This window comes from Pseudarthrobacter sp. MOO13 (assembly GCF_058267655.1).
This window is the reverse complement of record NZ_CM177848.1, coordinates 1,652,299-1,666,118: the sequence shown is the minus strand read 5'-3', so window position 1 is coordinate 1,666,118 and position 13,820 is coordinate 1,652,299. Positions and strand designations below refer to the sequence as shown.

Below are 13,820 nucleotides of genomic sequence, written 5' to 3'. Positions count from 1 at the left end.
TTTTCAGGCAGCGGAACCTTCCGCTGCTTTCTAAGGTTCTGGTCTATGTTACCGCGTTGCTACCCGCGGACCTGGCCTTCGCCCTGGACAATCCACTTCGTGGTGGTCAGCTCGGTCAGTCCCATCGGGCCGCGGGCGTGCAGCTTCTGGGTGGAGATCCCCACCTCGGCGCCCAGGCCGAGTTCACCGCCGTCGGTAAAGCGTGTGGAGGCGTTGACGATGACCGCTGCGGAATCCACCTCTGCGATGAACCGTTCAGCGTTGGCGAGGTTGTTGGTGAGGATCGCTTCGGTGTGGCCCGTGGACCATGTGCGGATGTGCTGCACGGCTTCGTCGAGGCTGTCCACCATGGCCACGGCAAGGTCCAGGTCCATGTATTCCGTGGCCCAGTCTTCGTCCGTGGCCGGCTCCGCGTCGATCCCGGCGGGCAAGGCTGCACCGATCCGTTGGTCCACATGCAATCGGACCCCGGCGTTTCGAAGGGCTGTTGCGACGGCGGGCAGCACGGTCGCGCCGGAGTGGACCAGCAGGGTTTCGACGGTGTTGCAGACGCTGGGCCGCTGGGTCTTGGCGTTGAGCAGGATCTCCACCGCCATGGTCTCGTCAGCGGATTCGTCCAGGAAGATGTGGACGTTTCCCTCTCCCGTCTCGATGACCGGCACGGCGGAATTGGTCACCACCGTCTGGATGAGGTCGCGGCCGCCGCGGGGAATCAACACGTCCACCCGGCCGCGGGCCTTCATCAGGACATTGGCGCCGGCGCGGCCGAACTGGTCCACGGTCTGGACGGCGTCGGCCGGCAGGCCTACGGATTCGAGGGCTTCGCGCAGTACCCGCACCAGGACCTGGTTGGTGGCTTCTGCTGCACTGCCGCCGCGCAGGATGACGGCGTTGCCGCTCTTGAGCGCCAGGCCGGCGATGTCCACAGTGACGTTGGGGCGTGCTTCGTAAATGGCTGCCACAACGCCCATGGGCACGTTGACCTGGCGGAGGCGCAGTCCGTTGGGGAGGGTTTGGCCGCGGACAACGTTGCCCACGGGGTCCGGGAGGTTGGCCAGGTTCTCGAGGGCCGCCACCAGGCCGTCAACACGGCTTTCGGTGAGGGTGAGCCGGTCCAGGAGCGCTTTGGAGGTGCCGTTGTCCCGGCCGCGCCGGACATCCATGGCATTGGCTGCGAGGATTGCCTGCACGTTCTCCTGCAGGGCCGCGCCCACGGCGCGGAGGCCGCGGTCCTTCCATGCCCGGTTGGCGGTGGCCATGCCGCGGGCGGCGTGGCGGGATCGGTCCGCGATGGCGTGGACTGCCGCTTCGACGTCCGCTGCGGCGGCCGGCACCCCTGTCTCCTGTCCTGCCGCCGGGCCCGTCTGCGCGTGGTCAGCAGTGGTTCCGGTATCAACGGCAGCGTGGATCAGGGCGTCAGTCATAGTCCAAGTTTAGGCGAGCCGGGGGCCTGGACCAGCACCAGGTCATCTACATGAACAACTTCGCGGTCATAGCCGCTGCCGAGTTCCTCGCCCAGCTCCCTCGTGGAGCGCCCCAGCATGTGCGGCAGCTCCTGGGATGAGTAGTTCACCAGTCCCCGGGCAACTACGGTGCCGTCGGCACCGGCCAGTTCGACGGCGTCGCCCGCTTCAAAGTCGCCATGCACCGCTGAGATGCCCGCCGGCAGCAAGGACGTGTGATGGTGGCGCACGGCCCGCACCGCGCCGTCGTCCAGGACCAGGCGGCCCTGCACGGACGCGACATGTGCCAGCCAGAGGAGGCGGACGGGCTTGCGCGAGCCGTTCACGGAGAACCAGGTGCCGACGTCCTCGCCGTTCAGGGCGGCGGCGGCGTTGGGCGTGGATGTCACCAGCGCGTGGATGCCGGAGCCTGCCGCCATGCTGGCGGCTTCCACCTTGGTCATCATTCCTCCGGTGCCCACCCCGGCCTTGCCTGCTTTGCCAATGGACACGCCCTCGAGGTCCTGCGCTCCGGTGACCAGCGGGATGCGCTTGGCACCGTGGGCCGGCGGACCGTCGTAGAGGGCGTCGACGTCGGACAGCAGCACAAGCGCGTCGGCGCGCACCAGGTGTGCCACCAGGGCGGCGAGCCGGTCGTTGTCGCCGAAGCGGATCTCGTGGGTGGCCACGGTGTCGTTTTCGTTCACGACGGGGACCACTCCGAGGCTGAGCAGCCGGTCCATGGCGCGGAGGGCGTTGGTGTGCTGGCTGCGGCGCATCAGGTCCTCGGCCGTGAGCAGGACCTGGCTGACAGTGACGCCGTGGGCGCCAAACGCCTGGGTGTAACGGGCCATCAGGAGGCCCTGGCCCACGCTGGCCGCCGCCTGCTGGGTGGCCAGGTCCCGGGGACGCTTTTCCAACCCCAGCGGGGCCAACCCGGCGGCGATGGCGCCGGAGGAGACCAGGATGATTTCGGCACCCGCGTTGCGCTTGGCGGCGAGGGCGTCGGCCAGCGCGGTGAGCGACTCCTCGGAAATGCCGCCCTTGATGCTGGTCAGTGAGGAGGACCCCACCTTCACCACGATGCGGCGGGCATCTGCCAGCAGGCTTCTGTCCGCGGAGCCCGCAACCGGCGCCGCGTCCACGACCCTAGAGGTCATCGTCCGCTTCCATTCCACTGTCCTGGACGGGGCGGGCAGCACGGCGTCCGCTGACGGACTCGGTCCAGATACCGGCTTTGCGCTCGGCCTCGAGTTCGGCACGGGCGGCGGCTTTGGCGTCGCGGCGTTCCTGCTGTTCCTCACGCTTCTGGCTGCGCGTGGGGCGGTCGCCGATATCGGCGAACCGGACGTCCGTGCCACGGGGTGAAGCCAGGAGTTCCGCGCCTGCCATCATGGTGGGCTCCCAGTCGAAGACAACGCCGTCGTCCTCGCCAATGACCACGGTATCCCCCGGCTTGGCGCCCTGCTTGAACAGTTCGGTTTCCACGCCCAGCTTGGCCAGCCGGTCGGCAAGGTAGCCGATGGCTTCCTCGTTGGTGAAGTCGGTCTGCTTGACCCAGCGCTCGGGCTTCTCGCCGAGGACACGGAACAGCGGCTCCAGGTTCTTTTCCTCGCGGCGGATCTTGAACCCGGTTTCATTGACGGCGCGCGGCCGGAGCACGACCGGCTGGACCTTGGGAGGTTCGGCGGCGACGGCGTCGCGGGCGGCTTGGACAATTTCGGCCATGGCGAAGCCGAGCTGGCGCAGGCCCTCGTGGCTGGTGGCGGAGACCTCGAAGACGCGGTAGCCGCGCGATTCCAGTTCCGGGCGCACGAATTCTGCCATGTCTTTGCCGTCGGGCAGGTCCACTTTGTTCAGTGCGACGAGGCGGGGGCGGTGGTTGAGGGGGACCACTTGGCCGTCGGAGCCTGCGTAGCTCATGTCCACCGCGTACTTTTCGAGTTCGCCTTCGATGATGGCGAGGTCCGAGAGTGGATCGCGGTCGGATTCGAGCGTGCCGCAGTCGAGCACATGCACCAGGGCGGCGCAGCGCTCAACGTGGCGCAGGAAGTTGTGCCCGAGGCCCTTGCCTTCGCTGGCGCCTTCAATCAGGCCGGGGACATCGGCAATCGTGAAGCGGACGTCGCCTGCCTGGACGACGCCCAGGTTGGGGATGAGGGTGGTGAAGGGATAATCGGCGATCTTGGGCCGGGCGGCAGACATCGCGGCGATCAGGCTGGACTTGCCCGCGGACGGGAATCCCACCAGCGCGATGTCTGCAATGGACTTCAGTTCCAGGACCACATCGCGGGATTCGCCTTCGATTCCCAGCAGGGCAAAACCGGGAGCACGGCGTTTCTGGGAGGACAGGGCTGCGTTGCCGAGTCCGCCGATGCCGCCGGCGGCGGCCACATATTCGGTGCCTTCACCCACCAGGTCGGCCAGAACGGTGCCGTCCTTGGACTTGACCACGGTGCCGTCCGGAACGGGAAGGACCAGGGTTTCGCCGTTCTTGCCACCGCGCCAGTCGCCCATGCCGGGTCCGCCGTTGCTGGCGTGCCGGTGCGGCGCGTGGTGGTAGTCGAGGAGGGTAGTGGTCTGGTGGTCCACCCGGAGGATCACGTCGCCGCCGTTGCCGCCGTTACCGCCGTCGGGCCCGCCAAGGGGCTTGAACTTCTCACGGTGGACGGAAACGCATCCATGGCCGCCGGTACCGCCGGATACATGCAGTACTACCCGGTCTACAAAGCTGGCCACGTGGATCTCCTCAGATGCTGTTCAAGCGGCGCCCGGGGACGCCACAACGATTGTAATGCGGTTAAAAGAACAGTGGAGCGGGCCCTCAGGCCCGCTCCACCGCTTCAATACTGGTTGTTACTCTGCGGCTGCAGCAGCAACGATGTTGACCACGCGACGTCCGCGGCGGGTGCCGAATTCAACGGCGCCCGGGGTCAGTGCGAACAGGGTGTCGTCACCGCCACGGCCTACGCCGGCGCCCGGGTGGAAGTGGGTGCCACGCTGGCGGACGATGATCTCGCCTGCGGAAACGACCTGGCCGCCGAAGCGCTTGACGCCGAGGTACTGTGCGTTGGAATCGCGACCGTTGCGAGTGGAGCTCGCGCCCTTTTTATGTGCCATCTGGAATGCCTGCCTCTAAATTCTGGGGAATCTGTTGAAATGCCTGAACAGTAACCGGTGGTTACTTGATGCCGGTGATCTTGACCTTGGTCAGTTCCTGGCGGTGACCCTGGCGCTTCTTGTAGCCGGTCTTGTTCTTGAACTTCTGGATGACAATCTTAGGACCACGCAGGTCCTGGAGGATTTCAGCCGTAACAGTTACCTTGGCCAGGTCCTTGGCTGCGGAGGTGACCTTGTCACCGTCAACCAGGAGCAGTGCGGGCAGCTCAATGGTGCTGCCGGCTCCACCGGCGACGCGGTTCAGGGTAACGAAGTCTCCAACGGAAACCTTCTCTTGGCGGCCGCCTGCGCGGACAATCGCGTACACCACTTGGGAACTCACTTCTCTCGACGTTTATAACAAAATTTGCGTGCGGAACCGACTCAATAAAAGCCTGGTTTCTCGCTGTGCCTCAACGCCGTGGGGTCATAACCCAAGTGTTGGCGTAAGCACCGAAGATCCAGAATACGCTAAATCCGTCTCCAGCCGCAAATGAGGCTGGTTCCGGAGGGCCGGCTGTGATAGTAACCACAGCATGGCATGCAGCGCCGCAACCGTGCGTATCCATTGTAGCCGGGGCGCCGCCGTTGGACGTCAGGAGTGAATGCGCGGCGCGTCGAAGAATTCCACTTCGAGCCGGCAGGACTGCTTGAACGCCGTGACCATGGCGGCCTGTTCATGGTCGGAGGCCTTCCGTCCGGCCGCATCCACCATGGCGATGGCCTGCCGGGTGGCCTCGGCGAAGCCCTCGTCGGCATAGGTGCGGAGCCACGCGGCGTACGCGTGCCCGTCCGGTTCGCCCGCCGCGAGGAACCGGGCGTGCAGTGTCCTGCCAACCTCGGCGTAGAGCCAGAAGCAGGGCAGGACGGCGGCGGCAAGGACGGCATAGCTGCCCGACGCCGAGACGGCTGTGAGGTGGTCAACGTAGGACTTGGTGACGGGTCCCAGGCCTGTCTGCCCGGGCCGGGTGCTGAGCCATGAGCGGTGCAGTTCCGATTCAACCTCCAGGCACTGCCGGGCCGAGCCTGCCCAGAACAGCTGCTCCTCTTCGGAGGGGGCCAGGGAACTGGCGCGGGCCAGGACCCGGGAGTAGCCGTTCAGGTATTGGGCGTCCTGGGCCAGATAGTAGGCAAAGTCCTTTTCCGCCAGTTCGCCGGAGACCAGGCCTTGGATGAAGTCCAGGGCGTAAATATCCGCCAGGTCCTGCCGGGCTTCGGCCCAGAGCCTGGCCGCGAAGCCGCCTTCCGGCAGGTGGGGCCGCACATGGTGGAAGTGGTGCACGGGCCCGTTCCCGTGGCCGACCTCCAGCCTGCCGGAATCCTCAAGCGCTCCGGCCAGCCAGGGCTTGACCGTCCGCAGCGACCCTTCCCAGTCGCCCAACCGGGCCTGGACCGTGGCCATGGCAGAGGACAGCGAACAACCCGTCCCGTGGCTGTTGCGGGTGTTGACGCGGGGGCCGGGCACTTCCACCACGTCCCGGGCCAGCACACCGGCGGTGTTCACCAGGGCGTCCGGGCAGCCTTCGCCTGACAGGTGTCCGCCTTTTACCAGGACGGTGGCGCCGGTGGCATCCGCCAGGCGCCTGCCCTGGTCCAGCGCACCTTCCCAGTCCCCCGCTGGCTCTTCGCCCACCAGCATGGCCAGTTCGGGCAGGTTGGGGGTGATGAGGTGGGCAAGCGGAAGCAGGTCGCGGAGGGCGGCTTCGGCGGTTTCCTTCAGCAGGCGGTCGCCGCTGGTGGCCACCATCACCGGGTCCAGGACTACGACGGCGGGACGCACCTTGTCGAGCCATTGCTGGACCGTGCGGATCACCGCTTCGTCGCCGAGCATGCCGATCTTGACGGCGTCGATGGTGATGTCGTCGCTGACGGCATCGAGCTGCTGCGCCAGGAACGCAGCAGGCGGGACGTGGACGGCCACAACGCCACGGGTATTTTGCGCCGTCAGTGCCGTGATGGCGGCCATGCCATATCCGCCGTGCGCTGCAATGCTCTTCAGGTCCGCTTGGACTCCTGCTCCGCCGGAAGGATCAGAGCCCGCAATGGAGAGGACGCGTGGGATATCGCGCCCCGCAGGGGTCCCGGAGGAGTCAGTGGAGGCACTTGGCAGGGGCATGGAGAGGGTCGAAGACAACAGACATCCCTTCGCCGGTACTAGCCGGACAGGTTCAACGGGTGTGGATCTCAGCCGGCCTTCTGCGCGGCACCCCGTGTCGGTTTCCCAGCCTAGCCGGTGGCGCGGTACCGGGCTAAAGGTGACAGCGGCCGGATGCAGGAAGTCCCCGCCCCGTGGACTGTTCCCCCTGTACTTTCGGGGGGAATGGTCCACGAGACGGGGACTTCACCTAGCGACGCCGTGGTCTGCCGGAATTTAGAGCTCCGAAGCCGGGACGCCCACGCCGAGGATGATGGGTTCCTCGGAACGCTTGCCGCTATCAGCGGGCTGCTGGTTCGCGGGCTCGGGGGCCTTGGCTGCGTGCGAGTGCCCGGTAGTTGCGGCTTGGACGTTCTCATGGTGCTGGACGGCGGTTTCGTTCGCGGCGCCCTGGGCTCGGCTGGCGGCCCGGTGGCGGCGCGGCCTGCGCTGCCTTGTCTGCTCCAGCGTGTGGTCGGAGTAGTCCTTTTCAGCCGGTGCTTCCGCGGCCCGCGAAGGGGCTTCGCCGCCCTGCGGCCGGGGCTCCTGTGCGGCCTGTTCCGGTGCCGGTTCAGCCGCTGCAGGATTTTTCGGAGCGTCCTCGACGGCGGAAACCGGCTGGCCGAGGTGCGCGAATGCTTCCGCGAGCCGGTCCAGCGTCAGGGCGGGCTTGGGCTGCTGCTCCTCCGCGTGCTCCACGAACGGAAGCGGGACTTTCTCGCCGCCGAACGTCAGGACCGCCGCGGGACGCCCGTGCGTATCGGCGTCGTGCCTTTCCCCGTCAGCTGCCGGTGCAGGCTGGACCGGTGCTTGCGGGGCCGTAGCCTGCTCCGCCGGCGCGTGCCGGGCAGCTGCCAGCTCGTCGTCGTGGAGGTGCGCCGCGTGGGCCGCCGCGGCGATGTTGGCCAACGCAAGCCGGGTGGCTTCAGCCTTGGCGTGCCGCTCGGCGTCACCGGGATCCGGCTGCACAGTGTGCACGTGCACTGCCGGCGCCGGTACTGCCTCGGCCTGCTGGCCGCCGCGTCCACGGCGGCGCTTCCGCTCGGGGCGTGCACCGGGCTGGCCGGCATCGGTCCGCTGTCCGTCGGGGCGGTGGGCCTCCCCGCGGGCTTCGGGACGGTTGTCGGCGCGCTGGACGTGGTGTTCGGCCGCCACGATGTTGGCGCGGCGGTGCTCCACAGGATCGTCATGGGTCACGACGCCGCGTCCGGCACACGCCTCGCATTGCTCGCCGAAGACTTCCAGCAGGCCCGTGCCCATGCGCTTGCGGGTCATCTGGACCAGGCCCAGGGACGTGACCTCGGCAACCTGGTGCTTGGTCCGGTCGCGGCCCAGGCACTCGACGAGGCGGCGCAGGACCAGGTCCCGGTTGGATTCGAGCACCATGTCGATGAAGTCGATCACGATGATGCCGCCAATATCGCGCAGCCTCAGCTGGCGCACCACTTCCTCGGCAGCTTCGAGGTTGTTCTTGGTGACGGTTTCCTCGAGGTTGCCGCCGCTGCCGGTGAACTTGCCGGTGTTGACGTCCACCACGGTCATGGCTTCGGTCCGGTCGATGACCAGGGATCCGCCGGAGGGCAGGAACACCTTGCGCTCGAGTGCCTTGTGGATCTGCTCATCGATCCGCCAGGCGGAGAAGATGTCCTGGTCCTTGGTCCACTTCTCGAGGCGGCCCACCAGGTCCGGGGCGACGTAGGTGACGTAGGCCTCGATGGTGTCCCAGGCTTCCTCGCCGGAGACGATCAGCTTGGAGAAGTCCTCGTTGAAGACGTCGCGGACCACCTTGATGGTCAGGTCAGGTTCGCCGTACAGCAGTTCGGGGGCAAGGACCTTGGTGGAGGTGGACTGGCTTTCGATGCCTTCCCACTGTGCGCGCAGCCGGTTGATGTCGTGCGTGAGTTCCTCTTCGGAGGCGCCCTCTGCGGCGGTGCGGACGATGACACCGGCGTGTTCGGGGAGGCGGTCCTTGAGGATGCGCTTGAGGCGGTTGCGTTCGACGTCCGGCAGTTTGCGGGAAATGCCGGTCATGGAGCCGCCGGGCACGTACACCAGGTAGCGTCCGGGCAAGGAGATCTGGCTGGTGAGGCGGGCGCCCTTGTGGCCCACAGGGTCCTTGGTCACCTGGACCAGGACAGTGTCGCCGGACTTCAGGGCGTTTTCGATCCGGCGCTGCTTGCCTTCGAGGTTGACGGCTTCCCAGTTGACCTCGCCGGCGTAGAGCACGGCGTTGCGGCCGCGTCCGATGTCCACGAAAGCGGCTTCCATGGACGGCAGCACGTTCTGGACCTTGCCCAGGTAGACGTTGCCGATCAGCGAGTCCTGCTGGGTCTTGGACACGAAGTGCTCAGCCAGGACGCCGTCTTCGAGGACGCCGATCTGGATTCTGTCGTCGCGCTGCCGGACGATCATCTGGCGGTCCACGGATTCGCGGCGGGCCAGGAACTCGGCTTCGGTGATCACGGTGCGGCGGCGGCCGGTATCGCGGGATTCGCGGCGGCGCTGCTTCTTGGCCTCAAGGCGGGTGGAGCCCTTGACGCTGGTGACCCGGTTGTTGACCGGCGCTTCGCTGACCGCGCGCGGCGCACGGACCCTCGTCACCGTGTTGGGCGGATCGTCGCCTTCCCCACCGGTCAACTCCAGGTCCTGGTCACCGCGGCGGCGGCGGCGGCGACGGCGGGAGGTCACGCCGTCTTCCAGTGGCCCGTTGGCGTCCTCGTCGGCTTCGTCTTCGGCATCGGCGTCATCGGTGCCGCCCTCGACGTCTTCATCTGTCCGCTCGCCGATGCGGCTGCGGCCACGGCGGCCACGGCTGCGGCGCCGGCGGCGGCTGGCGGAATCGTCTGCGTCGTCGGTCTCTTCCTCGTCGGTCTCTTCCGCCGCGGGCGTTGCGGGGCGGACCACGGTGCTCAGGTCCGGCGCCTGGAAGAGGACTGACGTGGGGGAACCTGGTTCCAGGAACAGCGAACCAAAGGGGCTTGCTGCCGCCGTGGACGCGGCGTCGCTTCCGGCCTCGGGAGCTGCAGGTGCGGCGGCGGGCTCCTGTGCCTGCACCGGCGCCTGCGGGACCTCCTCGACCGCGGGGGCGGCGGCTTCCGGGGCAGCAACAGACGCCTCGGGGGTTTCCTCCGTTGCGGTTTCCTCCACGGCGTCCTGCACCGGAGCGGCGGCAGCAGCTTCCGCCGCTGCAGTTTCCGGGGCCGGAGCCGGGGAAGCGACCTTGCGGGTGGCTACCCGACGGCGGCGCACAGGCTTCGTTTCGACGTCCGCCTCGGCATCCGGGGCGGGGCCGGCAGCCGGGGCCTCATCGGCCGGCGCCGGTGCGGATACCTCAACTGCGGCAACGGCTGCGGCGGTGGTGGACGCAGCGTCGTCGGCGAACGCGGGCAGGGGTTCGGCGGCGTCGGCTTTCTTCCGGGCGCGGGTGCGGCGGGCCGGGGCCTTCTTCTCCGCGGCTGGTTCTTCCACCGGCGCGTCGGCCGCAGGCTCTGGTGCGGCAGCTTCGTCCGCTACGGCTTCGGCAGCCTTGGGCGCCGCCTTGCGCCGGACCCTTGGAGCCCTCTTCGGTGCAGCAGCGGCCTCCGGGGCCACTGCTTCGTCGTTAACGGCCAGTTCTCGATCAATATCCATATGTGGCTACACTCCTGCCCCTGACGTACCGCCACATCCGGCACCCATTGGGGCACATATTGTCAAAACCCGCAGGCGTTGACAGAAGTCAAATGGATGCTCCCGGGTTCGCACCGTCATTGGGGTGCGGCAGCCCACAGGAGCCGGTGGATGTTCTGAAACCCGTTGTTCTGCGTGCCACAACCAGGTGCCGCTCAATGGAGTCGCGGGAGTGCCGGAGAATTCCGAAGCCTGCCCTGCTCATCATTGGCGGTCTTGGGAACAAACCACCGGACCGGAGTCCGAATGTGGATCGGCTTCCAGCCACGTTCATTCTCTCATACCCGGGCCGGATCGCCGCGGAGGCCCGCGCTGCTCCTGCCTTCCTGGGTGGCGGGACCAGCCACCGGCGTTACAATCAGGCACAGGAGCACCGGATGAAAAGGACGCCACACCCATGCCCAGCATCTCCCCCGTCAGCGCCCACGAAAGCGATCGAGCCGTTGCGCCGCGCACCGCTGCTGCCGAAAACCTTCCCCGGATGACCCGGAACCGGCCGTTCGGCTGGCTTCTGGTCATCACTGGAATCGTGGGATGGCTTGCCTCCGGAACCCTTGTCCTGGAGAAGCTCGAGGTTCTCAAGGACCCCAACCACACCACCGTCTGCGATGTGAATCCGTGGATCTCATGCGGCCAGGTCATGCAGACCTGGCAGAGTTCACTGTTCGGGTTCCCCAACATGTTCATCGGAATCGTGGCCTTCGCCATCATCATTACCGTGGGCATGGCCCTGCTCGCCGGCGCCACCTTCGCCCGCTGGTACTGGGTTGGCCTGCAGGCGGGCGTCACGCTGGGCTTCGCATTCGTCGTGTGGCTGTGGTCCCAGGCCCTGTACTCCATCCACATCCTGTGCCCGTTCTGCATGATCGTGTGGTCGGCCATGATCCCGCTCTTCGTCTGGACCACCATCAGGAACATCACGGCAGGAGTGATCCCCCTGCCCGCCCGGGCAACCCGCATCCTCGGTGACTCCGGCTGGATCATCACGGCGCTGCTGTATGTTGCCGTCATCGCCACCATCTTTTTTGCGTTCATCCAGGTGTTCGCAGGTACCTCCGGCTTCTAGGCCGCAGACGAAAGAAGCCCTTGGTTCCGAAGAACCAAGGGCTTCTTGCTGTTCCGGGGCCTGTCAGCCCTGGAACCAGATCTTGATCTCGCGCCCGGCGGATTCGGTGGAGTCCGAGCCGTGCACCAGGTTCTGCTGGACCTTCAGGCCCCAGTCGCGGCCGAAGTCGCCCCGGATGGTGCCCGGCGCCGCCGTGGTGGGATCGGTGGTCCCGGCCAGTGAACGGAAGCCCTCGATGACGCGGTGGCCTTCGAAGATGGCTGCCACGACCGGGCCGCTGAGCATGAACTCCACCAGCGGCTCATAGAACGGCTTGCCCACGTGCTCTTCGTAGTGCTGCTCCAGCAGTTCGCGGGTGGCGTCAACCTTCTTCAGCTCAACAAGGCTGTAGCCTTTGGCTTCGATCCGGGCCAGGATGGCGCCGGTCAGGTTACGGGCGACGCCGTCGGGCTTGATCAGGACGAGGGTGCGCTCTGTGGTCACAACTGCTCCAAGGGTTCGGGTGGGGTTTCAGGTCAAGTCTACGGGGACTATGGCTGGGCCGGGCCGGCGGCCTGGTCCGGGTGGGAGGCTTCCCATTCAGCTTGCTCGCGGGCGCGCTGCGCCGCTTCACGGTCAAGCCGGATGCCGGTGCGGATCCCGTACCACCAGGCGATGGCGAACAGGGCGCCCACCAGGAACATGGCCGGCTCAAAGATGCCGGTCAGGATCAGGATGACCTGCAGGATCCACCCCAGCGCCACCCCCCAGGGCTTATTGAGGACCGCGCAGGCCATCACCATGACGGCGCTCAGGGCAAGGCCCACGCCCAAAATGAGGGCGGGCGGGAACTCCTCCCGGCGCAGGCCGAACACCGCGAGGGTGGCGAAAAACATGACGAACGCTTCCAGGAGCAGCACCGTGGAGGCAAACATGACCTTGGTGGAGCGGCGCTTCTTTGGCATCCCGGGGCGCCACTCGCGCTGTGCCTTTGTCAGTCTGGCCATGGATTACGCCTCAGTCTTTCCGAGCAGGATCCGTGCCTCAGCCACCAGGGTGATGGAGCCCGTGACCAGGACGGCGCCGGAGAGGTCGTCGTTGGCTTCGGCCCGCTCAACGGCCCATTCCAGTGCGTCGTCCAGCTTCTCGGCGATGTGCACTTTGTCTTCGCCGAAGCCAAGGTCAATGGCGAGCTCGGCGAGTTCGGCTGCCGGAACTGCGCGCGGGGAGTTGGACTGGGTGAAGCAGTACTCGTCTGCCAGGCCGCCCAGGGATTCCTTGAGTTCGCGCAGGATCTCTTCGGCGTCCTTCTCCTTGAGTACGCCCACTACCGGAACCAGCTTGGTGAACGTGAATGCTTCCTGCAGGGCGGCGGCGGAGGCCCGGATGCCGTCCGGGTTGTGTGCGGCATCCACGACGATGGTGGGCGCCGTGCGCACCACTTCCAGGCGGCCGGGCGAGGTCACTGCAGCGAATCCTTCCTGCAGGACCTCGAAGTCGAGTTCCTTTTCGCCGCCAAAGAACGCCTCCAGTGCGGCGACCGCCACGGCGGCGTTTTGGGCCTGGTGGGATCCATGCAGGGGCACCAGCAGGTCAGGGTAGCGCCCGGCGATGCCCTGGATGGTGACCATCTGGCCGCCCACGGCCACGGTGCGTGACTCGACGCCGAACTCCACCCCCTCGAAGCGGAAGGGCACGCCAACTTCCTTGGCCTTCTCCAGCAGGACCTGGGCCGCGTCGATGGGCTGGGCGGCACTGATGAGGTAGCCGCCGGGCTTGATGATGCCTGCCTTTTCGTGGGCGATGTCCTCCGTGGTGTCACCGAGCAGGTCGGTGTGGTCCAAGGAGATCGGGGTAACCACCGAGACCTGGCCGTCCCCGACGTTGGTGGCATCGGTGATGCCGCCCAGGCCCACCTCGATGACGGCCACGTTGACCGGCTGGTCAGCGAAGATGGCGAAGCCAAGGATGGTGAGGCATTCGAAGTACGTCAGCCGCGGCTGGCCCTCGGCTTCCAGTTCCGAATCCACAATCTGCAGGTAGGGCCGGATTTCGTCCCAGATCCGCACAAACGTCTCATCCGGCACGGGGTGTCCGTCGATGCTGATCCGCTCGGTGACCTTGGACAGGTGCGGGCTGGTGTACCGCCCCGTGCTCAGGCCATGGGCGCGGAGCACCGACTCGATCATCCGCGACGTGGAGGTCTTGCCGTTGGTTCCCGTCACGTGGATGATCGGGAACGCCTTGTTGGGTTCGCCGAGGACGTCCATGGCGCGGAACAGCGGAGCCAGGCGAGGCTCCATCTTGTTTTCCGGCGCCCGGCCCAGCAGTTCCGCGTAGACGCTTTCCACCGAAAATTCGTCGGTCATGT

11 protein-coding genes and 1 riboswitch are annotated in these 13,820 nt (G+C 66.8%); of the genes, 1 reads left to right on the top strand and 10 read right to left on the bottom strand.

Annotation, left to right across the window (positions count from 1 at the left end; genetic code table 11):
• Positions 1-59 precede the first annotated feature (59 nt).
• The 7 genes from AC4EEO_RS07785 to AC4EEO_RS07755 form a co-directional block, all read right to left on the bottom strand.
• Positions 60-1,424, bottom strand: coding sequence for a glutamate-5-semialdehyde dehydrogenase (locus tag AC4EEO_RS07785; protein ID WP_491330060.1), 1,365 nt, complete (start codon positions 1,422-1,424; stop codon positions 60-62).
• The gene (gene proB, locus AC4EEO_RS07780; RefSeq protein ID WP_109044464.1) at positions 1,421-2,602 is read right to left on the bottom strand and encodes a glutamate 5-kinase; all 1,182 of its coding nucleotides are present in this window, start codon (positions 2,600-2,602) and stop codon (positions 1,421-1,423) included. The genes AC4EEO_RS07785 and proB overlap by 4 nt, the downstream gene beginning before the upstream one ends.
• Positions 2,592-4,181 (bottom strand): GTPase ObgE, encoded by a 1,590-nt coding sequence (gene obgE, locus AC4EEO_RS07775; protein WP_109044463.1) that lies wholly within the window; start codon positions 4,179-4,181, stop codon positions 2,592-2,594. The genes proB and obgE overlap by 11 nt, the downstream gene beginning before the upstream one ends.
• Before the next feature lie 117 nt (positions 4,182-4,298).
• Positions 4,299-4,562 (bottom strand): 50S ribosomal protein L27, encoded by a 264-nt coding sequence (gene rpmA, locus AC4EEO_RS07770; RefSeq protein ID WP_009372867.1) that lies wholly within the window; start codon positions 4,560-4,562, stop codon positions 4,299-4,301.
• Positions 4,563-4,623: 61 nt separating this feature from the next.
• On the bottom strand, positions 4,624-4,932 hold the full coding sequence (rplU, locus tag AC4EEO_RS07765; RefSeq protein WP_018761567.1) for a 50S ribosomal protein L21: 309 nt from the start codon (positions 4,930-4,932) through the stop codon (positions 4,624-4,626).
• A 264-nt stretch (positions 4,933-5,196) separates the two neighbouring features.
• The gene (thiD, locus tag AC4EEO_RS07760) at positions 5,197-6,717 is read right to left on the bottom strand and encodes a bifunctional hydroxymethylpyrimidine kinase/phosphomethylpyrimidine kinase (RefSeq protein WP_026264534.1); all 1,521 of its coding nucleotides are present in this window, start codon (positions 6,715-6,717) and stop codon (positions 5,197-5,199) included.
• A gap of 7 nt (positions 6,718-6,724) precedes the next feature.
• Positions 6,725-6,822: riboswitch (TPP riboswitch) on the bottom strand.
• Between the two features lie 150 nt (positions 6,823-6,972).
• Positions 6,973-10,365 (bottom strand): Rne/Rng family ribonuclease, encoded by a 3,393-nt coding sequence (locus AC4EEO_RS07755; RefSeq protein WP_491340203.1) that lies wholly within the window; start codon positions 10,363-10,365, stop codon positions 6,973-6,975.
• Between the two features lie 436 nt (positions 10,366-10,801).
• Here AC4EEO_RS07755 and AC4EEO_RS07750 point away from each other — a divergent pair, with 436 nt between their 5' ends.
• Positions 10,802-11,470, top strand: coding sequence for a vitamin K epoxide reductase family protein (locus tag AC4EEO_RS07750; RefSeq protein WP_018761570.1), 669 nt, complete (start codon positions 10,802-10,804; stop codon positions 11,468-11,470).
• A 63-nt stretch (positions 11,471-11,533) separates the two neighbouring features.
• Here AC4EEO_RS07750 and ndk read toward each other — a convergent pair whose 3' ends face one another.
• The 3 genes from ndk to AC4EEO_RS07735 are packed head-to-tail and all read right to left on the bottom strand — an operon-like array spanning position 11,534 to position 13,818.
• The gene (gene ndk / locus AC4EEO_RS07745) at positions 11,534-11,953 is read right to left on the bottom strand and encodes a nucleoside-diphosphate kinase (RefSeq protein WP_018761571.1); all 420 of its coding nucleotides are present in this window, start codon (positions 11,951-11,953) and stop codon (positions 11,534-11,536) included.
• A gap of 47 nt (positions 11,954-12,000) precedes the next feature.
• Positions 12,001-12,456 (bottom strand): DUF4233 domain-containing protein, encoded by a 456-nt coding sequence (locus tag AC4EEO_RS07740; RefSeq protein WP_026264535.1) that lies wholly within the window; start codon positions 12,454-12,456, stop codon positions 12,001-12,003.
• Between the two features lie 3 nt (positions 12,457-12,459).
• Positions 12,460-13,818: a bifunctional folylpolyglutamate synthase/dihydrofolate synthase gene (locus AC4EEO_RS07735; RefSeq protein ID WP_109044460.1), complete on the bottom strand. Its 1,359-nt coding sequence runs from the start codon at positions 13,816-13,818 to the stop codon at positions 12,460-12,462.
• Positions 13,819-13,820: the final 2 nt, after the last annotated feature.

Coding starts and splice junctions, on each gene's coding strand:
- AC4EEO_RS07785 (WP_491330060.1), bottom strand. CDS start 1,424: ATGACTGACGCCCTGATCCACGCTGCCGTTGATACCGGAACCACTGCT.
- proB (WP_109044464.1), bottom strand. CDS start 2,602: ATGACCTCTAGGGTCGTGGACGCGGCGCCGGTTGCGGGCTCCGCGGAC.
- rpmA (WP_009372867.1), bottom strand. CDS start 4,562: ATGGCACATAAAAAGGGCGCGAGCTCCACTCGCAACGGTCGCGATTCC.
- thiD (WP_026264534.1), bottom strand. CDS start 6,717: ATGCCCCTGCCAAGTGCCTCCACTGACTCCTCCGGGACCCCTGCGGGG.
- AC4EEO_RS07755 (WP_491340203.1), bottom strand. CDS start 10,365: ATGGATATTGATCGAGAACTGGCCGTTAACGACGAAGCAGTGGCCCCG.
- AC4EEO_RS07750 (WP_018761570.1), top strand. CDS start 10,802: ATGCCCAGCATCTCCCCCGTCAGCGCCCACGAAAGCGATCGAGCCGTT.
- AC4EEO_RS07740 (WP_026264535.1), bottom strand. CDS start 12,456: ATGGCCAGACTGACAAAGGCACAGCGCGAGTGGCGCCCCGGGATGCCA.
- AC4EEO_RS07735 (WP_109044460.1), bottom strand. CDS start 13,818: ATGACCGACGAATTTTCGGTGGAAAGCGTCTACGCGGAACTGCTGGGC.